The 23,393-nt window shown below is 60.9% G+C and carries 22 protein-coding genes; 14 read left to right on the forward strand and 8 right to left on the reverse strand.

What is annotated here, in order from left to right:
- Positions 1–28 precede the first annotated feature (28 nt).
- From FHX05_RS17980 to FHX05_RS18015, 8 genes are all read left to right on the forward strand, one after another.
- A complete protein-coding gene (locus tag FHX05_RS17980) occupies positions 29–1,021 on the forward strand; it encodes an LLM class flavin-dependent oxidoreductase (RefSeq protein ID WP_183873418.1) in 993 nt (330 codons plus the stop codon).
- 24 nt (positions 1,022–1,045) lie between these two features.
- The gene (locus FHX05_RS17985; protein WP_183873422.1) at positions 1,046–2,395 is read left to right on the forward strand and encodes an LLM class flavin-dependent oxidoreductase; all 1,350 of its coding nucleotides are present in this window, start codon (positions 1,046–1,048) and stop codon (positions 2,393–2,395) included.
- Positions 2,396–2,410: 15 nt separating this feature from the next.
- Complete coding sequence (locus FHX05_RS17990; protein ID WP_183873424.1) at positions 2,411–3,610, forward strand: M20 aminoacylase family protein; 1,200 nt, start codon at positions 2,411–2,413, stop codon at positions 3,608–3,610.
- 8 nt (positions 3,611–3,618) lie between these two features.
- Complete coding sequence (locus FHX05_RS17995) at positions 3,619–4,167, forward strand: GNAT family N-acetyltransferase (RefSeq protein WP_183873426.1); 549 nt, start codon at positions 3,619–3,621, stop codon at positions 4,165–4,167.
- A 39-nt stretch (positions 4,168–4,206) separates the two neighbouring features.
- The gene (locus FHX05_RS30780; protein WP_183873428.1) at positions 4,207–5,988 is read left to right on the forward strand and encodes an amino acid ABC transporter permease/ATP-binding protein; all 1,782 of its coding nucleotides are present in this window, start codon (positions 4,207–4,209) and stop codon (positions 5,986–5,988) included.
- A gap of 93 nt (positions 5,989–6,081) precedes the next feature.
- Entirely contained in the window at positions 6,082–7,026 is a 945-nt protein-coding gene (locus tag FHX05_RS18005) for an ABC transporter substrate-binding protein (RefSeq protein ID WP_015342931.1), read from the forward strand.
- A 104-nt stretch (positions 7,027–7,130) separates the two neighbouring features.
- Positions 7,131–8,042, forward strand: coding sequence for an ABC transporter substrate-binding protein (locus tag FHX05_RS18010; RefSeq protein WP_183873601.1), 912 nt, complete (start codon positions 7,131–7,133; stop codon positions 8,040–8,042).
- 12 nt (positions 8,043–8,054) lie between these two features.
- Positions 8,055–9,095 carry an LLM class flavin-dependent oxidoreductase gene (locus tag FHX05_RS18015; RefSeq protein ID WP_183713918.1) on the forward strand — a complete coding sequence of 347 codons (1,041 nt, stop codon included), beginning with the start codon at positions 8,055–8,057 and terminating at the stop codon, positions 9,093–9,095.
- A gap of 97 nt (positions 9,096–9,192) precedes the next feature.
- Here the strand turns inward: FHX05_RS18015 and FHX05_RS18020 are convergent, their stop codons facing one another.
- Positions 9,193–9,618: a hypothetical protein gene (locus FHX05_RS18020; RefSeq protein WP_183873430.1), complete on the reverse strand. Its 426-nt coding sequence runs from the start codon at positions 9,616–9,618 to the stop codon at positions 9,193–9,195.
- 10 nt (positions 9,619–9,628) lie between these two features.
- Positions 9,629–10,819 (reverse strand): NAD(P)/FAD-dependent oxidoreductase, encoded by a 1,191-nt coding sequence (locus FHX05_RS18025; protein WP_183873432.1) that lies wholly within the window; start codon positions 10,817–10,819, stop codon positions 9,629–9,631.
- A gap of 118 nt (positions 10,820–10,937) precedes the next feature.
- Here FHX05_RS18025 and FHX05_RS18030 point away from each other — a divergent pair, with 118 nt between their 5' ends.
- Entirely contained in the window at positions 10,938–11,732 is a 795-nt protein-coding gene (locus FHX05_RS18030; RefSeq protein WP_112603748.1) for a helix-turn-helix transcriptional regulator, read from the forward strand.
- A gap of 63 nt (positions 11,733–11,795) precedes the next feature.
- Here the strand turns inward: FHX05_RS18030 and FHX05_RS18035 are convergent, their stop codons facing one another.
- The 6 genes from FHX05_RS18035 to FHX05_RS18060 form a co-directional block, all read right to left on the reverse strand.
- Complete coding sequence (locus tag FHX05_RS18035; protein ID WP_183873434.1) at positions 11,796–14,147, reverse strand: heavy metal translocating P-type ATPase; 2,352 nt, start codon at positions 14,145–14,147, stop codon at positions 11,796–11,798.
- A gap of 176 nt (positions 14,148–14,323) precedes the next feature.
- On the reverse strand, positions 14,324–15,304 hold the full coding sequence (locus FHX05_RS18040; protein ID WP_112337223.1) for a zinc-binding dehydrogenase: 981 nt from the start codon (positions 15,302–15,304) through the stop codon (positions 14,324–14,326).
- Between the two features lie 41 nt (positions 15,305–15,345).
- Positions 15,346–15,948: a TetR/AcrR family transcriptional regulator gene (locus FHX05_RS18045; RefSeq protein WP_183873436.1), complete on the reverse strand. Its 603-nt coding sequence runs from the start codon at positions 15,946–15,948 to the stop codon at positions 15,346–15,348.
- Positions 15,949–16,004: 56 nt separating this feature from the next.
- Complete coding sequence (locus tag FHX05_RS18050; protein ID WP_183873438.1) at positions 16,005–17,261, reverse strand: arsenic transporter; 1,257 nt, start codon at positions 17,259–17,261, stop codon at positions 16,005–16,007.
- A 117-nt stretch (positions 17,262–17,378) separates the two neighbouring features.
- A complete protein-coding gene (locus tag FHX05_RS18055; protein WP_183873440.1) occupies positions 17,379–17,837 on the reverse strand; it encodes a universal stress protein in 459 nt (152 codons plus the stop codon).
- Positions 17,830–17,997, reverse strand: coding sequence for a hypothetical protein (locus tag FHX05_RS18060; protein ID WP_162707997.1), 168 nt, complete (start codon positions 17,995–17,997; stop codon positions 17,830–17,832). The genes FHX05_RS18055 and FHX05_RS18060 overlap by 8 nt, the downstream gene beginning before the upstream one ends.
- A gap of 173 nt (positions 17,998–18,170) precedes the next feature.
- Between FHX05_RS18060 and FHX05_RS18065 the strand changes: the two genes are divergently transcribed.
- The 5 genes from FHX05_RS18065 (at position 18,171) to FHX05_RS18085 (ending at position 23,391) form a co-directional block, all read left to right on the forward strand.
- Entirely contained in the window at positions 18,171–18,575 is a 405-nt protein-coding gene (locus tag FHX05_RS18065) for a DUF983 domain-containing protein (protein ID WP_183873442.1), read from the forward strand.
- A gap of 486 nt (positions 18,576–19,061) precedes the next feature.
- Positions 19,062–19,946 carry an AraC family transcriptional regulator gene (locus FHX05_RS18070; RefSeq protein WP_015342945.1) on the forward strand — a complete coding sequence of 295 codons (885 nt, stop codon included), beginning with the start codon at positions 19,062–19,064 and terminating at the stop codon, positions 19,944–19,946.
- A 204-nt stretch (positions 19,947–20,150) separates the two neighbouring features.
- Positions 20,151–21,236 carry a sugar ABC transporter substrate-binding protein gene (locus FHX05_RS18075; protein ID WP_183873444.1) on the forward strand — a complete coding sequence of 362 codons (1,086 nt, stop codon included), beginning with the start codon at positions 20,151–20,153 and terminating at the stop codon, positions 21,234–21,236.
- A gap of 86 nt (positions 21,237–21,322) precedes the next feature.
- Entirely contained in the window at positions 21,323–22,144 is an 822-nt protein-coding gene (locus FHX05_RS18080) for an ATP-binding cassette domain-containing protein (RefSeq protein WP_183873446.1), read from the forward strand.
- A complete protein-coding gene (locus tag FHX05_RS18085) occupies positions 22,141–23,391 on the forward strand; it encodes a sugar ABC transporter permease (RefSeq protein WP_183873448.1) in 1,251 nt (416 codons plus the stop codon). The genes FHX05_RS18080 and FHX05_RS18085 overlap by 4 nt, the downstream gene beginning before the upstream one ends.
- Positions 23,392–23,393 lie beyond the last annotated feature (2 nt).

Raw genomic sequence — 23,393 nt, forward strand, 5'->3', positions numbered from 1 at the left:
CATCGAGCGAAAACATGGACGAAACGGCATGTCTTATCTCCTTAGTCTTCTCGACAAAAGTCCGATTGAACCGGGGCTCAGTGCCACCGATGCGCTTGGCGCAACGACGAGGCTGGCCGTTAGGGCCGAAGAACTTGGCTATCATCGCTTTTGGGTCGCCGAACACCATAATATGGCGAACCTCGCAAGCTCGGCGCCGGAAGTCCTGATCGCCCATCTTCTTGCCCGCACTTCGCGGATCCGCGTCGGCTCCGGCGGCGTCATGCTGCAGCACTACAGCGCCTATAAGGTCGCCGAGACTTTCAATCTCCTGGCCTCGTTGGCGCCGGGGCGCGTGGACCTCGGTGTCGGCAAGGCGCCGGGTGGGTTTCCGCTGTCGACGCGGGCATTGCAGCGGGCCTTCGATCCCGAGAAGAAGCCTGACTTCGCCGAGCAGCTTTCCGATATCAACATTTATCTCGCGGCCGACCCTCGTTCCGATGGCGCGCTGGCGACGCCGTTTCCGCCACGCGCGCCAGAGCGCTTCCTTCTTGGCGCCAGCGTCGAGAGTGCGAAGCTTGCCGCGGAGAAGGGCTGGAGGCTGGTGTTTGCCGGCCATCTGAACGGCGATCCGGAAAATTTGCGCAATACCTTCGAAGCCTACGGGAATGCGACGGGCGGCAAGGTGCCGATCCTGGCGCTCGCAGCCTTTGCTGCCGAAAGCGAAACCCATGCCCGTGAGCGCGTCGGCCAGCTGCGCATCGTCAAGCTCTTCCTGCCCAACGGCCAAAGCGTCAATGTCGGCACCCAGGAGCAGGCGGCGGAATTTGCGCGGCAGGCCGGCTTCTCGGACTTCCGAACCGAGGAGAAGGCACCGAGCGTGCTGCATGGCACGGCGGCGCAGATCCGTGACGAGCTCGACGCACTCCATCGACGCTACGGCGTCGAGGAATTCGTGCTCGACACGCCGGCGCTAACCGCAGCCGAACGGCTCAATTCCATAGAGCTGCTCGCCAAAGAACGCCTTTCCCTCGTTGCCTGAGCGGCCTGTCCCAGGAGGATCATCATGGCTCAAAAACACGTCACTTTCGGTATCATGCTGCAAGGTCCCGGCGGCCACATGAATGCCTGGAAGCATCCGAGCGTCCCGGCGGATGCCAGCACCAATCTGAACTTTTTCGTCAAAACGGCCCGCAAGGCCGAAGAGGCTGGTATCGCCTTCGCTTTCGTCGCGGACGGGCTCTATATCAATGAGCAATCGATCCCGCACTTCCTCAATCGCTTCGAGCCGCTGACGATCCTTTCGGCGCTTGCTGCCTTCACCACGAAGCTCGGCCTGGTGGGTACGGTATCAACCTCTTATAGCGATCCCTTTACCATTGCCCGGCAGTTTGCCTCGCTCGATCTCATCAGCGGCGGCCGCGCGGGCTGGAATGCAGTGACCTCGCCGCTCGAAGGCTCCGGCCGCAACTATAGCCGCGAACATCCCGAGCACGAGCTGCGATACGAGATCGCTGATGAATATCTCGACGCGATCAAGGGGCTCTGGGATTCCTGGGACGACGATGCCTTCGTGCGCGACCGTGAGACCGGCGTCTACGCCGACAAATCCAAGCTGCATCGCCTGAACCATAAGGGCCGCTTCTTCCGCATCGAAGGCCCTCTCAATATCGGTCGCTCCAAGCAGGGCCAGCCGGTGGTCTTCCAGGCTGGTGCATCCGATTCCGGCGTCCGGCTGGCCGGTAAACACGCCGATGCCGTCTTCACCAATGGCGGTCCGCTCGAAGACGCGAAAACCTTCTACAGGCAGGTCAAGCAATCCGCGATCGCGCATGGCCGCAGCGCCGCCGATATCGGCATCTTCCCCGGCATCGGCCCGATCGTCGGCGCTACGCAGGAGGAGGCGGAAGCCAAGTATCAGGCGATCCGCAATCTCGTCACCATCGAGGAAGCGCTCGCCTATCTCGGCCGCTTCTTCGATCATCATGATTTCAGTGCCTACCCGTTGGACGAGCCGTTTCCCGACCTTGGCGATATCGGCCGCAACAACTTCCGCGCCACGACCGATCGTATCAAGAAGACCGCGCGGGAGAAGGGGCTCACCCTGCGCGAGGTGGCGCTCGATGCGGCAACGCCGCGAACCTCCTTCATCGGCACGGCTGAACACATTGCCAGTGAAATCATCCGCTGGGTGGACGGAGAGGGCGCCGACGGCTTCATCCTCGGCTTCCCCGTCATCGGTGAAGGCTTCGACGATTTCTCAAGGCATGTCCTGCCGATCCTGACCGAGCGGGGCTATTTCGATCCCGCTTTGAAAGGCGAGACGCTCCGCGATCATCTGGGACTGCCATATCGCGAAAGCCGTTATGCGGCAGAGGCTGCCGACATCGAACCCGCAAAGGCCGTAGGCGCTTGAGCCAGGACGATCACCATGAACGCCATCATCAAGACCGTTTCGATTACCGATCCAATCGCGACAGGGATCGCCGCCTATCTCGATGAGATCGTCGCTTTGCGGCACGATCTGCATCAATATCCCGAACTCGCCTTTCAGGAGCATCGTACCGCCAAGAAGGTGGCCTCGCTGCTTGCCGAGTGGGGCTACGACGTCGCAACAGGCATAGCCGGTACCGGCGTGGTCGCGACGCTGAGGCGGGGCAGTGGCAAACGCAGTATCGGCATCCGCGCCGACATGGATGCCTTGCCGATCGAAGAGGCGACGGGGCTTGATTATGCGAGTTCCAATCCCGGCGTCATGCATGCATGCGGTCACGACGGGCATACGTCGATCCTGCTGGCTGCAGCCCGCTATCTTGCCGAAAGCGGCAATTTCAGCGGCACGCTGCGGCTGATATTCCAGCCGGCTGAGGAAATCGGCGCCGGTGCGCGCAAGATGTTGTCGGAGGGACTTTTCGATCGCTTCCCGGTCGATGCGGTCTTCGGCCTCCACAATTGGCCCGGCGTGCCCACGGGGCAGTTTGGTTTCGTTGCCGGCCCGGCGATGGCCTCAGTCGACAAGGCGGTCATCACGATCGTTGGAAAGGGCGGGCACGGTGCCGAGCCGCATCGTGCGATCGACCCGGTGCTGGCTTCGGCCTCGTTCATTACGGCCCTGCAAAGCGTTGTCTCGCGCAATATCGATCCTCAGGAGATGGCTGTCGCAACGGTCGGTTCCATTCACGCCGGTTCGGCTTCGAACGTCATCCCGGAAAGCGTGGAGATGAAGCTGACCGTGCGCGCCTACAATGAGACTGTTCGGGCGAGATTGCAGGAACGAATTTCCGCCCTGGTGCGCGCGCAGGCGGAAAGCTTTGGCGCCGTGGCGGAAGTCGATTACCGCCGAGGTTTTCCCGCGCTCGTCAATCATGCCGAAGAGACGGAATTCGCCCGCAATGTCGCCTTGCAGGCGCTTGGAGGCGCTTCCGTCGAGGCGGATTTCCGGCCGAGGACGGCGAGCGAAGACTTTGCCTTCCTGCTGCAGGCAAAGCCCGGGAGCTACCTCTTCGTCGGCAATGGCGACAGCGCGCCGCTGCACAGCGCCCGCTACGATTTCAACGACGCGATCATTGCGCCAGCAGCTCGCTACTGGGTGCGGCTCGCCGAAGCTTTCCTCGCGAATGACAACGGGTGACGAACGATATGAGCGACACGTTTCTTTATACGACCACGGTGGACCCGCGCGCCAAGCCGCTGATCGACGAGCTGATCCATGAATATGACAGCCGCTACGGCAACTATTTCAATGCCGAAGGGGCGGCTGCCGAACTCAATCGCTATCCGCCGGAAGCCTTTGCGCCGCCGCATGGCAATTTTCTGCTCCTGCTCCGAAACGGTGAGACGATCGGCGGCGGCGCTTTCAAGCACTATGACGACCAAACCGCCGAATTCAAACGGATTTGGACGCGGCACGATTTCCGTCGTCAGGGATTGGCGCGCAGGCTGCTGGTCGAACTGGAGGCCCAGGCGGCGCGGCAGGGCTATCGCCGCATCTACCTGACGACAGGCTTTCGCCAGCCCGAGGCCGTCGGTCTTTACCTCAATAATGGCTACACGGCCCTGTTCGATACCTCCGTCGATCCGGAAATCTACAAGAGCCTGCCTTTCGAGAAGGATATCAGCCATTTAGCTCTGGCCTATATCGCCGAAACCTCGGGCTCGCAGCAGCGCTTGGCAGCCGCCGGCCGGTAATGCGTAGCGGATCAACGACAATCAAAAAGGGTAAGGATCATGGCGCTGACGACGGATTTTGCGGGTGTCGATCGAGGCACTGGAGCCGCCGAGACGAAGACAGATTATTCGCGTTATCGCATCGTGCCGGCGAGGCACCCTGGACGAACCGCCGGCACGATCTTTGCCGCAGTCGTCATGGCGGTCGTCCTCTACTCCACCTTCACCAATCCGCGCTGGGGCTGGGGTGTCTTCGCCGAGTGGTTCTTTGCGGAGCCGGTACTGGTCGGGCTTGGCAGGACGTTGCTGCTGACAGCGCTTGCGGCGGTATCAGGATCCATCCTAGGAACGGCATTGGCGCTGGCGCGCGTATCGAAGTCGCCGCTACTTGCAAGCCTCTCCTGGGGCTATATCTGGCTGCTGCGTTCGATTCCGATGATCGTGTTGCTGCTGGTTCTCAATAATCTCGGCTATCTCTATGAAACCATTAGCATTGGAGTCCCGTTCAGCGACAAGGTTCTGTTTGATTATCCGACCACGCAGCTCCTGACGCCGTTTGCCGCGGCCTTTCTCGGGCTGACGCTGAACCAGTCGGCCTTCTTTGCCGAAATCGTGCGCGGCGGCATTCTGTCGGTCGATCAAGGCCAGCTGGAAGCGGCCGCGTCCCTCGGCCTGTCGCGCCGCCGTCAGGCGTTCCGCATCGTTCTGCCGCAGGCGATGCGCTCCATCCTGCCCACGGGCTTCAACGAGATCATTGGCCTCGCCAAAAGCACCTCCATGGTCTACGTGCTGGCCCTGCCGGAACTCTTCTACACGGTGCAGGTCATCTACCGCCGCAATCTGGAAGTCATTCCACTGCTGATGGTGGCAACCGTCTGGTATCTCGTCATCATGACGGTGCTATCGATTGCCCAGCACTATATCGAGCGCTATTTCTCCAAGGGTGCGGTGCGCAATCCGACACCTTTGCCGTTTCAGGCATTCTTCCGACGCTTCCAGCGGCCGCTGCCCGCTACTGTAGACGGTAGTTCGGACAACAGGGCATTCGCCGCTTTTCGGAGCGTGACAGATCTTCGTGCCAGGGGCGGTGCCGTGCGCATCCATGGTATTTCGAAGAGCTTTGGCACGCTGAAAGTTCTCGACGATGTCGAGCTTAACCTGCCGGCCGGCAGCGTCACGGCTATCATCGGCCCGTCAGGTTCGGGAAAATCGACGCTGCTGCGTTCGATCAATCATCTCGAGCGCGTCGACAGCGGCTTCATCTCCGTCGATGGCGAACTCGTCGGCTACACGCAGAAGGGCGAGGTGCTCTATGAGCTTAAGGAAAAAGACATTCTGAAGCGCCGGACCGACATCGGCATGGTCTTTCAGAACTTTAACTTGTTTCCGCATCTCACTGTTTTAGAAAATATTATTGAGGCACCCATCCAGGTACGTGGGGTGAGCCGCGACGAAGCGACCGCCTATGCGCAAGAGCTTCTCGCCCGCGTCGGCCTTAGCGACAAGATCGATGCCTATCCCCGCCAGCTCTCCGGCGGCCAGCAGCAGCGTGTTGCCATCGCCCGTGCCCTGGCGTTGCGGCCGAAGGTCCTTCTCTTCGACGAGCCAACCTCCGCACTCGATCCCGAGCTCGTCGGCGAAGTCCTCGATGTCATCAAGGAGCTTGCCCGCACCGGCACGACGCTCGTCATCGTCACCCACGAGATCGGCTTTGCCCGCGAGGTCGCCGATAGCATCGTCTTCATGGAGGGCGGCCACGTCATCGAAGCCGGCACGCCCACACAGATTCTCAATGATGCGAGACATCCGCGCACGCGCGCTTTCCTCGCCAAGGTTCTCTAGCAGTCGCAGGCAGGCACTCGATGCTCTGACGCAGCAGGCGTGCGGATCATTGTAGCAGCATAGACAACTTATAATTGAAAAAGGAGAAGGGAAATGACATTCATTGAGAGAGCAAGATATATCGTTGCCGGCGTCCTGACGGCGGTAGCGATGAGTGGGACGCCGACGATTGCGGCGGAAAAGTTCAACCTGAGCCCGGATACATCCAATCGCATCCGTGCCGAGAAGGACGAGGCAGCGATCAAGGCGATTGCGCCGGGCTTCAAGTTCGTCAATCCCGGCAAGTTCACGGTCGCGATCAACCCCTGGGACCCGCCGATCGCCACCTACGCGACCGACGCGAAAACGGTCGTCGGCACCGATCCCGATATCGCGCAGTTGCTCGCCGACTCCCTCGGCCTGCAGCTCGACCTGGTGCCGGTCGCCTGGGAGGACTGGCCGCTCGGCGTCTCCTCCGGAAAGTATGATGCTGTCATTTCCAACGTGACGGTCACGGAAGAGCGCAAACTGAAGTTCGATTTCTCCACCTATCGCAGGGATGTGCTTGGCTTTTACGTGAAGGCCGACAGCAAGATCACCTCGATCAAGGAGCCGAAGGATGTTGCAGGTCTCAAGGTGATCACCGGGGCCGGCACCAACCAGGAGAAGATCATTCTGGAATGGGACCGGCAGAATGTGGCAGCCGGCCTGAAGCCCATCGAGGTTCAATATTACGACGACCGTGCCGCCGCCGATCTTGCCTTGCAGTCCGGTCGAGCTGATGTCGAATTCAATCCGAATGCGACGCAGGCCTATAAGGCCGCTATCAACGGCACGAGGAAGCTTGTCGGCACTGTCTCCGGCGGTTGGCCGCTGACGGCCGAAATCGCCGTGACGACGAAGAAGGGCGCTGGCCTTGCTGACGCGATCACCCTCGCACTCAACGATCTGATCAAGAACGGCAAGTATGGCGAAGTGCTGAAGCGCTGGAGCCTGACTGCCGAAGCGGTCGATCAATCCAAGACCAACCCTGCAGGCCTGCCGAAGAGCGGTTCGTAATGTTGGTCGGGCGGACCGGCGTCAGTGGGGCTCACGTCGGTCCGCTCCCATCCATCTCAAATGGAGATACAGGTTCCGTGACTATCCGCATCAACTTCAAGACTATGCTGGCAGCCGCAGTGGCGCTTGCCTTGACCGGTCTCGCGCCGGCAATGGCGACCGAAGATTTCGATCTGAGCCCGGAACAGCCGGGACGTGTTCACGCGTCGAAAAACGAAGCGGCGATTGCCGCTATTCCGAAGGATTTCAAGTTCGTTACATCAGGCACATTCACCGTGGCGGTCGCACCAGGCGGTCCGCCGCTTGCGACCTATGCGACTGATGCCAAGACGGTGGTTGGTGCCGATCCCGATTATGCCTATGCGGTTGCCGATGCGCTTGGCCTGAAGCTCGAGCTTGTCCCGGTCGCCTGGATCGACTGGCCGCTGGGGCTGACCTCGGGCAAATACGACGCCGTGATCTCCAATGTCGGCGTCACCGAGCAGCGCAAGGAGAAGTTCGATTTCTCCACCTATCGACAGGGCCTGCACGGCTTCTTCGTCAAGAACGACAGCAAGATCACTGGTATCAAGGAGCCGAAGGACGCGGCTGGCCTTCGCATCATCGTCGGTGCCGGCACGAACCAGGAGCGCATCCTGCTCAAATGGAGCGATGAGGATGTCAAAGCCGGTTTGAAGCCGATAGAGCTGCAATATTACGACGACGAGGCGGCGAGCCTTCTGGCTCTGCGTTCCAACCGCGCCGATGTCATCGTGCAGCCGCACGCCCAGCTTGTCTACATCGCCGCCCGCGACAAGGATATCAAGCGCGTGGGCACGCTGAGCGCCGGTTGGCCGGATCGCTCGGATGTCGCGATCACCACGCGAAAGGGCAGTGGCCTTGCACCGGCGCTGACGCTCGCCACGAATGGACTGATCAAGGATGGCACCTACGCCAAGATCCTCGAGCATTGGCATCTTGCCGAGGAAGCCTTGCCGAAATCGGAAACCAATCCGCCGGGCCTGGCGAAATTTTGAGGAGACAGCCGCATGAGCCGCCAAGCCGCATCGATCAGCCATATAGGCTTTCTCACGCCTGGAAACTATCCGGACGAGGATCCACTCGCCGGTCTGGAACAGACCTTGCAATTGCTCGAATACGGAGAGCAGAGGGGGTTCAACAGCGCCTGGGTTCGCCAGCGGCACTTGGAGCCCGGCATTTCCTCGGCGAGTGCCTTTCTGGCGGCTGCGACGCAGCGCACGCGCCACATCGAGCTTGGCACCGCCGTCATTCCCATCGGCTATGAAAGCCCATATCGGCTGGCCGAGGATCTGGCGACGGTGGATGTGCTCTCGCGCGGACGGCTGAACATCGGATTGAGCGCTGGTCGGCCGCTGCATGCGGATCTGATCGGGCCGCTTGCTTTCGATGGCGATTGGGAGAACCACGATTTTTCCCATCAGCGGGTGCTGCGCTTTGCCGACAATCTGAGGGGCGCCTATCTCGGCAATCAGGATACGCTCATCAAGACGCCGTTTGGCCCGCAACGGCCGCGGCTTCAGCCCTATGCGAAAGGCTTGATCGATCGCATCTGGTATGGCGGCGGTTCGTTGCGGTCTGCCGAATGGGCCGGCCGCAATGGCTTCAATCTGCTGATCGGCAATGTCACGACAGGCGAGCAGACCGACGATTTCTTCGTTGCTCAATCGCGACAGCTGGAAACCTATCGCGCCTCTGGCGGCGATACGAGGCGGGTGGCGCTCGGGCGAGTCATCGTGCCTTTCGACAGCGCGGATGCGATCACCCGCAAACGCTATACCGACTATGCCGCCGGCCGCTATGAGCGCACGCTTTCGCCTCACGGCGAACGGCGCACGCTTTTCGCGCGCGATCTTGTGGGATCGTCGGACGAAATCCTCGAACGCCTGCGTAAGGATCCGATCCTTCCTCATATCAGCGAATTCCGCCTGGAACTGCCTTACGAGTTCCACGATGAGGAATACCGGCAGATCATCCATGACTTCGTGACGCTGGTCGCTCCGGAACTTGGCTGGAAGGAGACCACGCTTCTGCGTCGATCCGCATCCTGAGGGTCGCGACCGTCCCACATCTATGTTGGATCGATGGGCTCTATGCCAGTCAGGTCCGGTTCGCTTATGCCCTGAAGACGGTCGGGCATAGCGTCGGTTAGCAGGCGAGAGAAGTCGCGGCGTCCTTTCCTTTCAGAATCCGCTCAGCAAGAAGCAGCGCTTCCTCCCGAGACGCAACGATTTCCATTCTTATGCCGAATGCCTTCGTTGCAAGGCTCATCTGCAGCTGCATGGCGGCGCGCTTGATTGCGCTTGCCTCAATGCCGATGACTGCCTTGCAAACGGCAGCAAGCGCCGTCTTGTTCTTCTTCAGCCAGATGCCGCGGGCCTTGCGATCCTCGTGCTCTTCGGTGTGTTCGTCACCTTCCATGATCACGACGAAAGGCATCGAGAGGGCGAGCAGGGCGTCCATCTCCCGCTCCCATTGCTTCGAATAGCCCGGATGCACTGAGGCAGCGGAATGGCGCACGATCGGCCATAGAGCGACATTGTGAAAGGCGAAGTCGGTTGTATCGATTGTCATATCGGTCTCCTCAGGCGATCTTATCGGTCACGGCAGCAAACAGCATCTCGGCGCCGTGTTGCGACGACGCGATGGCGTAAGCCGCCCGTTCACGCATATCGGTCTCGTAATCCAGCAGGGCCGTGCAGGTGGTCTTTGTCTCCTTTCCGGCTTCGGCCAGGATCTGCGCCAGCATGCGGGCATCTTCGAGGGCCGTATTGGCGCCGAGGCCGCCGGCAGGGCTCATTGCGTGGATTGCATCGCCCAGAAGCGTGATGGCACCGAACGGCCAAAGGGCGTCGGGGCGCCCGCCTCTGACGGGAAGCGCTGCCACCGCTTCGACCTTGCTCCGGCTGATGATCTGCTTCAGCTCCGGATGCCAGCCGCGCATGGCGGTTCTCAGCAAGACGGGCAGATCTTGCGTATGGTCATATGTTTCCAGTCCCAGCCTCTGGCGGGGGGCGATCAGCGCCCAATAGAGATAATCGGTAAATGACGTCAGCTTGCAAGCGGGCGCGAGACTGGCGGCAAGGTTCGGGAAGTGATCGCCGAACCGCATGAGATCGAAGATTGCCGTGCACCCATCGGCAAAGATCACGGTCGTTCCGTCTCCAAGCAGATCGGCGGCATCGCTCAGTGGTATTTCGCTCTTGCCGTAGACACAGATGGAGCCCGTGTCCACCGGCTCGGCATAGGGCGCCAACTGGCGTCGCACCTGCGAGTTCACACCGTCGGCACCGACGAGCATGCTGCAGGAAACCGAGGCGGCACCTTCGAAATGCACCTCGACACGCCCGTCATCCATGTAGCGATACCGCGTAAAGGCATGGCCGAAATGAACGTGGTCCTCGATCCCCGACAGCAGGATTTCGCGAAGGGTGAGGCGATTGACGCTCAGATCGCCATCGTCGTCATTCTCGCCGGTATCCCAGCTCGTCGGCGTGCGGCCGGTAACGGGCAGAAGCTGAGGGGTCAGGAAGCATGCGGATCGAGGGCTCGTCGAGGCGGTCGCTCGAAAGAGGTCAAACAGAGCGGTCGGCAGGCATGATGCTAGCGCTTGCTGCCCGTTTGCGTCGATACGGATGCGATAGCCTTGCAGGCGGCTATCGGCAGCCGGATCGCGCTCATACACGTCAAAACGGATGCCGGCGCGCTTCAACCCCTGTGCGAGGCACAAGCCACCGAGGCCAGCGCCGATGATGACGACATGAAAGTCCTGCATGGGTCTTCTATTCCATTCATTGGTCGATTTCGATCTTTCGAGAGAAATATAGCCGAAGGCCGCCGGAGCGTGATAACGACATTCGGTCTTTAAATGTTGCAAAACGGCCAAACGAAACATGAGCATCGAAGATATTGGCGACCGTCTCGACGGGCCGCCGCTCATCGCCTTTTGGGGATCGGACGAACCGGGCAGCGCCTTCCGTCTCGGCACTCAGGAATATGATTGGCACGCGCATAGCCGCGGGCAGCTTTTCTGCATTGAGAGCGGGCTCGTCCGTGTCGATACGCCAGGCGGTTCATGGTTGCTACCGCCGCAGCGTGCGGGCTGGATTCCGCCTGGTGTCATGCACAAGGCGGGGATCAACGGCGTGCTGAGCGGCTGGGGCATCCTGCTGACGCCAAGCGCCAGCGCCGGCTTGCCGGTGACGCCTTGTGTTCTGAGCGTCAGTGACGTGTTGCGAGCATTGGTGCGCCGGGCAACCACATGGCATTGGGAGGAAAAGTTGTCGGCGCAGCAGCGTCGCCTCGCGGCCGTTCTACTCGATGAGGTTCGGGCCGCACCGCGTGAAAGCCTGCATCTGCCGATGCCGACGGACCGGCGTGTTCTGCGCATCACGGACGCCGTACTGCAGGACCCCGCCAGCGAGGAGACCTTTCAATCACTGGCGCAGCGGGCGGGCATATCCGAGCGTTCAGCCAGGCGGCTGTTCCATGCAGAAACGGGCATGTCTTTCGCAAATTGGCGCCAGCAGGCTCGGCTGTTGCTGGCACTGGAGCATCTGAGCGCGGGAGCACCGATCGCTGAGGTGGCGGACAGCTTGGGCTATGCGAGCGCGAGCAGCTTCATCGCCATGTTCCGGAAGGCATTCGGCCTGTCGCCGCGCCGTTATCTGTCCGCCAGGAGATCCTGATCTCTTTGCAATCTCGGAATTGATATCAGGGCGCCGGCCTGTTCGTCGGCGCCCGTCAACAATTCAGACTGCGACCCGGCGCGGCTTCAAGGCGAGCAAGCGAAGGGCATTCATGGTCACCAGTACGGTTGCACCGGTATCGGCGAGGATCGCCGGCCAGAGCCCGGTAATACCAACGATCGTGGTCACCAGGAAGACACCCTTGAGGCCGAGCGCGATGGTGATGTTCTGGCCGATATTGCTCATCGTCCGCTTGGAAAGATCGATCATCTCGATGACATCTCCGACGCGGCCATGCAGCACGGCGGCGTCCGCCGTTTCCAGCGCAACGTCGGTACCGCCGCCCATGGCAATCCCAACATCGGCGGCTGCCAGCGCTGGCGCATCGTTGATGCCGTCGCCGACCTTGGCGACCTGAAAGCCTTGCCGCTTCAGCTCACCGACGATCCGCTGCTTGTCTTCGGGCAGTAGTTGCGCGCGAACCTCTATGCCGAGCGTCTTGCCGATCGCCTGCGCCGTGCGCTGATTGTCGCCCGTCAGCATGATGGTCTTGATCCCCGCATCAGCAAGCGCCTTGAGACCCGCGGCCGTATCGGCACGGGGTTCATCGCGCATGGCAAGCAGGCCGGCGGCCGCACCCTTGGCAACCACGACGGAAACCGTTTTCCCTTCATCGTTGAGCGCGGCGATCCGGGCCGATTGCCCCGAAGTCAACGACACTCGGTCAGCAGCCGCCTGCGGCGATCCGAGGAATACATCCACTCCGTCGACCGTACCGCTCACACCCTTTCCGCCGATCGCTTTGGCATCGATGACCTGAGGGATATCCGTTCCGGCTTCAGCTGCGCGGTCGAGGATGGCGCGGGCAAGGGGATGGCTGGAGCCGGTTTCGAGCGCGGCTGCCAGGCGCAACACGTCCGTTTCATTCATGCCGAGACCGACAATATCGGTGACCTTGGGCTTGCCTTCGGTCAAGGTGCCGGTCTTGTCGAAAGCAACGGCGGTGACCTTGCCGATATTTTCCAGCACGGCGCCACCCTTCAGCAGCAGACCGCGGCGGGCGCCTGAAGACAGCGATGCCGCAATTGCCGCCGGCGTCGAGATGACCAGGGCGCACGGGCAGCCGATCAGCAGGATCGCCAGACCCTTATAGACCCACTCGCTCCAGTTGCCGCCCAGGAATAAAGGCGGGATGACGGCGACGAGTGCACCGACAACGACGACACCTGGCGTGTAATAACGCGAGAAGCGATCGATGAAACGCTCCGTCGGAGCCTTCGATTCCTGCGCCTCTTCGACCAGCTTGACGACGCGGGCGATGGTATTGTCCGATGCTGCTGCCGTTACCCGAACGCGCAGCGCGGCGTCACCATTGACCGTGCCGGCAAAGACGCTTGCATCCACGCCCTTGCGCACCGGCGTGCTTTCGCCTGTCACCGGGGCCTCGTCGATGGCGCTTTCGCCGGAGAGAATCACGCCGTCGGCCGGAACGCGGTCGCCGGGGCGCACCAGGATGATGGCGCCGACAGCAAGGCTTGCAGCCTGCACTTCGCGGGTCTTGCCATTCTCCTCGATGAGCGCGGTCATGGGCACCAGATCCGTGAGGGACTGGATGCTGGCGCGCGCCTTGCCGGCCGCAACGCCTTCCAGCAGTTCGCCGATCAGGAAGAGGAAGACGACGGCAGCAGCTTCTTCGCTGGCACCGATGACAACGGCGCCGATGGCCGCGATCGTCATCAGCATTTCGATCGAGAACGGCGTGCCCATCCTTGCGGCCATGAAGGCGCGCCTGGCGATCGGTAACAGGCCGACCAACATGACCACGCTGAATATCCAGACGTCCAGTGCCGGAACCAGCTTGCCGATACCCCAGGCGGCGGCGAGCGCCACACCGCTTGCGATCGTCAGGCGGCCCTTGGCGGATTTCCACCATGGCCCGCTGGTCGGCCCATGATCGTGACCGTGGAGGCCGGCAACCGAGGCATCGCGCTCATCCGAAGCGTGGTTGTGACCGGAATGATCATGTCGATGCCCGTCGGCGCCGTGATCGTGGTCGCCGCCGTGATCATGCTTGTGGTCGTGACCCGCATGACCATGGTCGCGGCCATCAGACTCGTGCGCGTGATGGTCGTGCCCGCAACCGCAGGCGTGATCGTCATGATTGGCTTTTTCTGTCGGAATGCTGCTTTGCGACAGTGGAAAAACCTTGTAGCCCAGTCCCGTAACCCGCTTGTTTATGTTGGGTAATAGGTCCGAGGCGCTCTGATGCTTGATCGTCATCGTGCCTGCGGTGACCGAGACGGAAACATCCTCGACACCCTGCAGCCGGCGAACGGCCGTGTCGATTTTCGCGGCGCAGGAGGCGCAATCCATGCCCTCTACGCGATAGCGGCTCTGTTGTATTGGCGACGTCATGTTTCGGTTCCAGATTTTGTCTTGGAACCATCGCTACATCCTCTAGTAACTAGAGGGACAAGAGCAATTCCGCGAATTTTTGCGTAATCGTTCGCAGGCGCTGCAATCGATCTAGCCGCGTACCACGAAGCCGCCCCAGCTCTCTGCGGCGGCGGCTACGCCAAGGCCTAGGAAACCTATAGTAATTTGAGCAGAACCTTACCGGTCTTGCCGGGCGCCAGCGATGATTTCACAGCTTCCGAGATTTCGGTGATGTCGTAGGCTGCCTCCACGGGCAGCTTGACTTCGCCTGAGGCGACACGTGTGATGAGTTCGCTGATCAGCCGCCGCCGCTCTTCCGCCGGCATGGCTGCGCTGATCTTGATGCCCCAGAAGCCCTTGATCGTGAGCTGCTTGAAGATGACGGCCCTCGAGGCGATCTGCATCGGCTTGCCGGCAGCAGTGCCGAAGGAAACCAGCAGGCCGTTTTCGCCCAGCAGGTCTGCCAGGTCGTTGCTCGCAACACCACCGACGGAATCGACTGCGGCACGGATCGGCGCGTCGCCGATCATGGCGCGCACCTTCGCCTTCCAATCTGGCGCCGCGGTCGAGACGGCATTGCCGATACCGAATGCGGATAGCTCATCGATGCCGCCGTCTCGCCGAACGAGATTGATCATGTGTATGCCGCGGCTATGTGCCAGCATGGCAAGCGTCTTGCCGACAGCCCCATTCGCCGCGTTCTGGATGATCCAGTCGCCGCGCTCGACATTGAGGAATTCCAAAAGCGAGATAGCGCTGAACGGCATGGCGATCAGCTGCGCTGCGGCTTCGTCGGAGATCACGTCAGGCACCGGAACAAGGCTTGCTGCCGGCGCCGTGAATTGCTCTGCCCAAGTGCCATGGACACCGGCCGCGACGACGCGCTTGCCGATCAGCGCCTTGTCGACGTCAGGCCCGACGGCATCGACAAAGCCGACCGCCTCGCTGCCGCCAATGGCAGGCAAAACCGGCTTGTAGCCATAGGCGCCGCGCACGGTCCAAAGGTCATGATTGTGGATGGGGGAGAGAATGGTGCGAATGCGCACGTCTCCGGCGGCAGGCTCCGGCAGCGGCATGTCGGCCAAATAAAGGACCGAAGCCGGATCGCCAAAGACATCGTGGATGGCACTGCGCATTGTATTTTCCTTGTGTGTTGACATGCTGGTCCTGCTTTGGATCAAAGGCCGCCGGGTGCCAAAAGGGCTTGCTCAGTGGCAAGCATGGCCTGGTCGAGCGGTGTCTTGTCTTTTCCTAGCTTCGCCAGGATTGCCGCCCCGAGCCATAGGCTATAGAGCGAACGAGCCGTCTTTTCCGGGATGCAGGATAGCGAAATCGAACCGTCCTCGCGTCCCTCGGTGATTGTGTTGGTGATGCGGCGAATGAGGTCCTCGACACCGCCGAGCAGGATCACGCGCATATTGTCCGAGAGATCGGAGATCTCGGCGGCAAGCTTCACGACCAGGCACCGATCGGCGAGGCTGGCCGTATTGCCGTCGGAAAGCCAGGCATTCCAATAGAGCATCAACCGCTGGCGGCCATTGCCTTTCCAGCCGAAGAGCGCGTCGAGCCGCTCCGCGTAGTCGGAGCAATATTGCTTCAGCAGGGCGCAGCCGAAGGCCTCTTTGGATGCGAAATAATAATAGAATGAGCCTTTCGGCACGGCACTCTGCTCGAGCAGCTCCTTCAGGCCCACGCCTCCGAAACCCTTGCGCAGCACCAGTTCCCGCCCGATTGCGAGAATATGGCTGCGAGTCAGCTCCGATTTCTTCTTCGTCATCATGAGCGGTCCGTAACAAATAATCGACCGGTCGTCTATAAACTCGATGTTGTTCGCAGTCAGATCAGTGCGAGGGCCGCAAGCGAGAGGATCAAAGCCGGAAACATCACGAGAGCGCCGATCCTCAGAAAGGCCAGCGCTCCCATATGCAGCCCTTCGCGGCGAAGGGCGGAAAGCCAGAGGATCGTGGCAAGCGAGCCGGTAACGGAGAGGTTGGGGCCGAGATCGACGCCGATCAGCACGGCGCCGGCAATGGAATCAGGGACATGGGCTGCCTGTACGGCGCTGCCGGCGAAAAGACCGGCTGGCAAATTGTTGACCAGATTAGAGACGATCGCAACCGAAAGCCCGGCAGCGCCGACCGCCTGTGTCTGCGACTGGGCCGCCAGCAACGCCAGCTTTTCGGACAGGAGGGCGGTGAGCCCGGTGTGGTTGACCGCCTCGACGATCACGAAAAGGCCCGCAACCAGAGGTATTACGCTCCAGCTGATGCCGCGAACCGTCTCCAGCGGATTTTGCCGGGTAAGGGCGAGAACGATGACGGTCGTGAGGAGGCCCGCGACAAATGTCGGGATGCCGAGATCGACATTCATGGCCGACGCCACGATCAGAATGAGGGCGGTGACTATCAGCCCCCATCCTGCCAGCCTGGCGCTATGGGAAAGGGCGGGTTGGCCAACCTCGCGGGCGATCGTGTCTTCCGCCAGTGCATGGCGCTGCGTCCAGTAGAGGCAGGCGAAGGTGACGATGATCGACACGATGGATGGCAGCAGGAAGGTCTGCATCCAGCGCGACAGGGACGGCATCTCGCCGCCGGCGAAGATCACCAGATTGGCCGGATTGGAGATCGGCAGCACGAAGCTCGCGGCATTGGCGATGAAGGCGCAGACCAGCAGATATGGCATGGGGTCCTTCACCCGCGCCGCACGGCAGGCTGCGTAGACGGCCGGCGTGAGCACGACGGCGGTGGCGTCGTTCGACAGAAAGACCGTTACGACTGTGCCGACGACATAGACGAGCACGAACAGCCTGCGGGGAGAGCCCTTGGCATGCGACGTGGCGATCGCCGCCACCCAGTCGAAGAGCCCTTCGCGCCGTGCGAGCTCCGACAAAAGCATCATGCCAATCAGGAAGAGATAGACATCGAACCCTTTGGATATGCCTGTCCATACCTCGGCTGGACCGATGAGCCGAAGCGCAACGAGAAGCGCTGCGCCGAGAACCGCCCAGATCGCTTCTGGCCACCGGAACGGACGCGTGACGACACCGAGGGCGGTCAGGCCGGCGATGCTCCAGGTGATTGCAGATTCCGTCATTCAACTCATCTTGGATTTGGGTCGGAGCGGCTATGTAGCATCACCGCGGAGCGGCGCAAACCGTAACCGCGCTATATTCGAAGAGAACCCAGCAAGAAAGGCCACTCCGAGGGAGCGTTATGCCTTCTTCGCCGTATCCGCTTTCCCAACAATATCGTCATGCGATTTGTCGGCTCGCTCGACGAGGACGGAGCATTTCGCATGGCGGATGACGTATTCGACCGTCGAACCGAAAATGCGATCGATGATATCGGACGTATGCGTTGCGAGGATAATCAGGTCGGCCTTCTTCTCCTTGGCGATGGTCAGCAGCGTCGTCGATGCCGTGCCCATGCGCACATCGATGGTCGCGGTAATGCCGAGACGCCTACACAAGGCATTGAGCTTTTCCTCGGCTTCCGTGATCGTTGAGACAGCCCATTCGTCCGGGCTTTCCCGCCCCGAGAGGAAGCGCTCGATAACGTGAGCGACCGTCAATTCGCCGTCCGGAGACAGTAGTGCGTGGGATGTGCGCAACAGGCGCTCGGCGCGTTCGCGTGAGCCGAGCCCAATGGCGCAAATGATATTGTTATACATTGCATTCTCCCAAAACGCCCTGGCCGCAGTCGTTCTTGGCGTCACTGGCATCTGTCCGGTTAAACTTGCGGCGAATACGGGCGAGCATACGAATATTCAGCACATCGATAATGGCGGGATTCGTCAAGTCTCGCCGCTGCCATGATGCAAACCAAACCATGCATATCTGCTCGCGCCGTCGCCGTGTGGCGTCGGTTTATCCCGCCTTGCCCGGAAGCAGCTGCGTCATTCTGACAAATGGACTCGATCATTCCATTCATTATATATGCATTGTATGCATGTAATGTACTAATTGATTGCATTCACTTGATAGACTGAATCAGGAGTAATGTCATGGATATTGACTATCCCCCGCTGAGCCCATTGCAGACTGGTCTCCGGTGCCGCTGCCCGCGCTGCGGTCAGGGGCGCATGTTCGATGGATTTCTGACCCTGCGCAAACGATGCGAGGCGTGTGGGCTTGACTATTCCTTTGCCGATCCGGCCGACGGCCCGGCATTTTTCGTCATCTGTTTCGCCTGTATCCCGAGCGTTCTTCTCGGCGTCTGGCTGGAGGTGGCCTTCTCCGCTCCGGTTTGGGTGCAGTTTCTGTTGACTGGCCCCTTCATGCTGGCGACCTGCATCCCACCTCTACGCCCGCTGAAGGGCTGGCTTGTCGCCAGTCAGTATTTTTATAAGGCCGAGGAAGGCAAGCTCGTCCGCCTGCCGGCAACCGAGGCGCCGCACTCAGCGAGCTAAGTCTGTGGGCCTCATCTCGAATTGATGACCGTTTCGAGGTGGTGCTCCTCATGATAAGTAGTGTCAATTAGCCTGGAAATATCCGAAATGTGGGATTGGTTCCCTATAGTCTTCATCCTGTTCAAGGTTCTCGTGTTAGGCACGGGCATGTTCTTCGCCATCAAGTGGCATCACGATCAAGGGAAGCAGAAATAACGAGCGGACCGCAAGCGCCCGCCGAACGCCCCCTTGACGCCTCGGATCAAAGCGAAATTCTCGGCGCTCGATACCGGATATCGACCCTTCGGCATCGCGGTGCCTATGCCGCACGGCACATTTCGCCAAATAAGTCACCCTTCAAGTCAAAAAAGTATCAGTCGAGCGTACAAGGCGTAGTAGCGGCGGGCGCTTATGAGCGGTAGGTTTACCACATAGAAGACGTGATGGCCTCTGGGGAGGAGGCGCCGCAACCGTTGCAATACGGACGGATGGAAAGGAGGCTTGCCGATGAACCCCGATTTGGAAGTGGTCGCGATCGGGAGCGGAGAATCCTTCAAGGCGTGGGAACACGGTTATCCCTACCGCACGGTTCGCTGGCATTTCCATCCCGAATATGAAATCCATCACGTCGTCGCGACGACGGGCCAATATTTCATCGGCGACTTCATCGGTGAGTTCGAACCGGGTAACCTGGTGCTGACGGGGCCGAACCTGCCGCATAATTGGGTGAGCGACGTGCCCGTCGGCGTCACCTTACCGCTGCGCTGCCGCGTACTGCAATTTTCCGAATCCTTCTTTGCCGATGCCAGTAAAGTCTTTCCGGAGCTATCGGCCTGCGCAGGTATTCTTGAAACGAGCCGCCGCGGTGCGCTCTTCACGCCTGAGACGGCTGTCATCGTAGGCCCGATCCTTGGCGAACTGGTCGAGGCATCAGGCATCCGCCGCATCGAACTCTTTATGAATATTCTCGACGCCATGAGCCGCGCTGAAGGCACGCGCACGCTTGCCAGCGCCGGCTATCAGCCGGACCCTTCCGGCTTCATGTCGGCGGGTGTCAACCAGGCGCTGGCTTACATCAATGCGCATCTGACCGAGCCGTTCAGCGAGTGCGATCTTGCCGAATTGACCGGCCAGAGCCCGAGCGCCTTTTCGCGCAGCTTCCGCCGCCATACCGGCATGGCGCTCGTGCAATATGTCAATCGGCTGCGCATCAACTTCGCCTGCCATCTCTTGATGAGCAAAGCTGACATGACGATCACCGACATCTGCTTTGCGGCTGGATTCAATAATATTTCGAATTTCAATCGGCGTTTTCTGGATCAGAAGGGCATGGCGCCCTCCCGGTTCAGATCGCTCTTGGCACAGCACGCACGCGCGGTGGAGGCCGCCTAACAAAAGGGAGGACAGGGAGGAGAGACAAAATTCAGGGCAAGCGAACGGGCAGGCACCTTTGCCGTCCGAAGGAGAAGGCTTGTCCGAAATTACCGCTGCGTCGGCCCGATGGCCGTTGTTTGCGGACAACCAAACAAGAGCATCGCGTGCGGACAGCCGCGATGATCGATGGAAACCATTACCATTTGGAACGGAGAAATTCCAATGAACCATTTCGCACTGAAAATCGCCGGCGCAGCCGTGCTTGCCGCCGGTCTTCTGGCCGGCACCGCCGCCTTTGCGCAATCCGCCAAGGTCACGGACGCGACCGTCGCCTTCCTGATGCCCGACCAGAGCTCCACGCGCTATGAAGAGCACGATTTCCCCGGCTTCCAGGCTGAGATGAAGAAGCTCTGCGCCGGCTGCAAGGTCATCTACCAGAATGCCAATGGCAATGCTTCGCGTCAGCAGCAGCAGTTCAATTCGGCAATTTCGCAAGGTGCGAAGGCCATCGTGCTCGATCCGGTCGATTCCACTGCCGCGGCTTCCTTGGTGAAGCTCGCGCAAAGCCAGGGTGTGAAGGTCATCGCCTACGACCGCCCGATCCCGTCGGCCGCTGCCGACTATTATGTCTCCTTCAACAATGAAGAGATCGGCAAGATGATTGCCAAATCGCTGGTCGATCATCTGAAGGCGAAGGGCGTGAAGGCTGGCGATGGCGGCCTTCTCGAGATCAACGGCTCGCCCACCGATGCTGCCGCGGGCCTGATCAAGAAGGGCATCCATGCCGGTCTGGCCGACGGCGGCTATCCGGTGCTTGCGGAGTTCGACACGCCGGAATGGGCGCCGCCGAAAGCACAGCAATGGGCAAGCGGCCAGATCACTCGCTTCGGCAAGAAGATCCTCGGTGTCGCCGCCGCCAATGACGGCACCGGCGGTGCCGCCGTCGCCGCCTTCAAGGCCGCCGGCTTCGATCCTGTTCCGCCGGTCACCGGCAACGACGCGACCATCGCCGGCCTGCAGCTCATCATTTCCGGCGATCAGTATAATACGATCTCCAAGCCGAGCGAGATCGTGGCTGCCGCCGCCGCCAATGTCGCGATCGAACTGCTGTCTGGCGAGACGCCGAAGGCTGACACGAAGCTCTTCGATACGCCGACCAAGCTCTTCACGCCGGCACTGGTCACGTCCGAAAACCTGAAGGCTGAGATCATCGACAAGACCGTCAACGGCAAACCGATCCAGACACCGGACCAGCTCTGCAACGACCGTTATGCCGATGGCTGCAAGAAGCTCGGTATCGGCAGCTGAGATCTGCCCCTCCCAGTCTCCGGCCGCTTCGGCGGCCGGAGGCAAAACGCATCCGATTGCATTTCAACCCGAGAAGGTGGCTGGTCATGAGTGACGCTTCCGATCATAGAGCCCCGTCCGGCGAGCTTGTGCTTAGCCTCAAGGGGGTCTCCAAACACTTCGGCGCCGTCTCGGCACTGACGGATATCAACCTAGATGTGCATGCCGGCGAAGTCGTGGCGCTTGTCGGCGACAATGGCGCGGGAAAATCGACGCTCGTCAAGGTTCTTGCCGGTGTCCATCAACCGAGTGCAGGCACGATCACATTCGGCGGCAAGCAGGTGACCCTCAGCGATCCCGCAACGGCGCTCGATCTCGGTATAGCCACGGTCTTTCAGGATCTGGCGCTTTGCGAGAACCTCGATGTCGTCGCCAACATTTTCCTCGGTCGGGAACTGAGCCCGCTGAAGCTCGATGAAACCGCCATGGAGGTTCGCGCCTGGACGCTGCTCAATGAGCTCGCAGCGCGCATTCCGAGCGTGCGCATCCCGATCGCATCGCTTTCCGGCGGCCAGCGGCAAACGGTGGCGATCGCGCGTTCGCTGCTGCTCGAGCCGAAACTCATCATGCTCGACGAGCCGACTGCAGCGCTGGGCGTCGCACAAACCGCCGAAGTGCTGAACCTCATCGAGCGCGTCCGCGACAAGGGCCTCGGCGTCATCATGATCAGCCACAATATGGAGGATGTGCGCGCCGTTGCCGACCGTATCGTCGTGCTGCGCCTCGGCCGCAACAACGGGATTTTCTATCCTGACACGTCAAACCAGGAACTCGTCAGCGCCATCACCGGGGCCACGGAAAACGCCGTGTCGCGACGGGCAGGGCGACGTCAGGCCCAACAGGAACTCAGAGAAGGGGGCCAGCCATGAGCGAGAATGGCAAGCAATCCACCCTGCTGCTCGACCGCAGCGACGTCCGCGTCAACCATGATACGGGGCTTGCGGCCACGATCCGCTCCTCCATCGACAAGGTGCGTTCCGGCGATCTCGGATCGTTGCCCGTCGTCGTCGGGCTCGTCATCATCTGGACAGTGTTCGGCACACTCAACCCGACCTTCCTTTCGAGCAACAACCTGGCCAATCTGCTGTTCGACGCCTCGACGGTCGGCATCATCTCGCTCGGCATCGTCTGCGTGCTGATGGTCGGCGAGATCGATCTTTCGGTGGGGTCGATCAGCGGCTTCGCCTCGGCCATGGTCGGCATGCTCTGGGTGAATGAGGGCTGGCCGGTGGCCTTGGCGATCGCGGCGGCGCTGGTCGTCGGCGGCCTGATCGGCGCCATCTATGCCGTGCTGTTCAACCGGCTGGGCATGCCGAGTTTCGTTGCCACATTGGCAGGCCTTCTCGCTGTACTCGGCATGCAACTCTATCTGCTCGGCGCCACCGGCTCGATCAATCTGCCCTATGGCTCGGCGATCGTGAATTTCGGCCAGCTTCTGGTGATCCCCCGTCCGCTTGCCTATGTCTTCGCGCTCATTCCGGGTGCGGTCCTGCTGTTGACCGGCTGGGGCACTGTGCGGCGGCGCAAGCAGGCGAACCTCTCCGCGCCCTCCGTCGGCGGCCTGTTGGCGAAGGCGGCCGTCATTACCGTGGCCTTGGAATTCGTCGCCTTCTATCTCAATCAGGATCGTGGCATTCCCTGGATGTTTGCCCTGTTTGTGGTGCTCGCCATCGTCATGAATTATGCGCTGACACGCACGCAATGGGGCCGGTCGATGTCCGCCGTCGGCGGCAATCGCGAAGCGGCGCGGCGCGCCGGCATCAATGTACGCAGGATCTATACCAGCGCCTTCGTGCTTTGTGCCATGTTCGCAGCCCTTGGCGGTGTGCTCGCGGCAGCGCGCCTGGCCTCGGCCAGCCAGCAGGCGGGCACCGGCGACGTCAATCTGAATGCGATCGCGGCGGCTGTCATCGGCGGCACCAGCCTCTTCGGCGGCCGCGGCAGCGCCTATTCGGCACTGCTCGGCATCGTCGTCATCCAGTCGATCGCCAGCGGCCTCACCATGCTCGATCTGTCGTCGGCGCTTCGCTACATGATTACAGGCGCAGTTCTTGCCATTGCCGTCATCGTCGACTCGCTCGCCCGTCGTTCCCGCGCCTCGCATGGGCGCGGCTGATT

It is taken from the genome of Rhizobium sp. BK491, from assembly GCF_014194925.1.
Classification (GTDB): Bacteria; Pseudomonadota; Alphaproteobacteria; order Rhizobiales; family Rhizobiaceae; genus Rhizobium.

Excerpts from the sequence above, each read along its gene's own strand:
- FHX05_RS17980 (WP_183873418.1), top strand. The coding sequence starts at position 29 with ATGTCTTATCTCCTTAGTCTTCTCGACAAAAGTCCGATTGAACCGGGG.
- FHX05_RS17985 (WP_183873422.1), top strand. The coding sequence starts at position 1,046 with ATGGCTCAAAAACACGTCACTTTCGGTATCATGCTGCAAGGTCCCGGC.
- FHX05_RS17990 (WP_183873424.1), top strand. The coding sequence starts at position 2,411 with ATGAACGCCATCATCAAGACCGTTTCGATTACCGATCCAATCGCGACA.
- FHX05_RS17995 (WP_183873426.1), top strand. The coding sequence starts at position 3,619 with ATGAGCGACACGTTTCTTTATACGACCACGGTGGACCCGCGCGCCAAG.
- FHX05_RS30780 (WP_183873428.1), top strand. The coding sequence starts at position 4,207 with ATGGCGCTGACGACGGATTTTGCGGGTGTCGATCGAGGCACTGGAGCC.
- FHX05_RS18005 (WP_015342931.1), top strand. The coding sequence starts at position 6,082 with ATGACATTCATTGAGAGAGCAAGATATATCGTTGCCGGCGTCCTGACG.
- FHX05_RS18010 (WP_183873601.1), top strand. The coding sequence starts at position 7,131 with ATGCTGGCAGCCGCAGTGGCGCTTGCCTTGACCGGTCTCGCGCCGGCA.
- FHX05_RS18015 (WP_183713918.1), top strand. The coding sequence starts at position 8,055 with ATGAGCCGCCAAGCCGCATCGATCAGCCATATAGGCTTTCTCACGCCT.
- FHX05_RS18020 (WP_183873430.1), bottom strand. The coding sequence starts at position 9,618 with ATGACAATCGATACAACCGACTTCGCCTTTCACAATGTCGCTCTATGG.
- FHX05_RS18025 (WP_183873432.1), bottom strand. The coding sequence starts at position 10,819 with ATGCAGGACTTTCATGTCGTCATCATCGGCGCTGGCCTCGGTGGCTTG.
- FHX05_RS18030 (WP_112603748.1), top strand. The coding sequence starts at position 10,938 with ATGAGCATCGAAGATATTGGCGACCGTCTCGACGGGCCGCCGCTCATC.
- FHX05_RS18035 (WP_183873434.1), bottom strand. The coding sequence starts at position 14,147 with ATGACGTCGCCAATACAACAGAGCCGCTATCGCGTAGAGGGCATGGAT.
- FHX05_RS18040 (WP_112337223.1), bottom strand. The coding sequence starts at position 15,304 with ATGCGCAGTGCCATCCACGATGTCTTTGGCGATCCGGCTTCGGTCCTT.
- FHX05_RS18045 (WP_183873436.1), bottom strand. The coding sequence starts at position 15,948 with ATGATGACGAAGAAGAAATCGGAGCTGACTCGCAGCCATATTCTCGCA.
- FHX05_RS18050 (WP_183873438.1), bottom strand. The coding sequence starts at position 17,261 with ATGACGGAATCTGCAATCACCTGGAGCATCGCCGGCCTGACCGCCCTC.
- FHX05_RS18055 (WP_183873440.1), bottom strand. The coding sequence starts at position 17,837 with ATGTATAACAATATCATTTGCGCCATTGGGCTCGGCTCACGCGAACGC.
- FHX05_RS18060 (WP_162707997.1), bottom strand. The coding sequence starts at position 17,997 with ATGGTTTGGTTTGCATCATGGCAGCGGCGAGACTTGACGAATCCCGCC.
- FHX05_RS18065 (WP_183873442.1), top strand. The coding sequence starts at position 18,171 with ATGGATATTGACTATCCCCCGCTGAGCCCATTGCAGACTGGTCTCCGG.
- FHX05_RS18070 (WP_015342945.1), top strand. The coding sequence starts at position 19,062 with ATGAACCCCGATTTGGAAGTGGTCGCGATCGGGAGCGGAGAATCCTTC.
- FHX05_RS18075 (WP_183873444.1), top strand. The coding sequence starts at position 20,151 with ATGAACCATTTCGCACTGAAAATCGCCGGCGCAGCCGTGCTTGCCGCC.
- FHX05_RS18080 (WP_183873446.1), top strand. The coding sequence starts at position 21,323 with ATGAGTGACGCTTCCGATCATAGAGCCCCGTCCGGCGAGCTTGTGCTT.
- FHX05_RS18085 (WP_183873448.1), top strand. The coding sequence starts at position 22,141 with ATGAGCGAGAATGGCAAGCAATCCACCCTGCTGCTCGACCGCAGCGAC.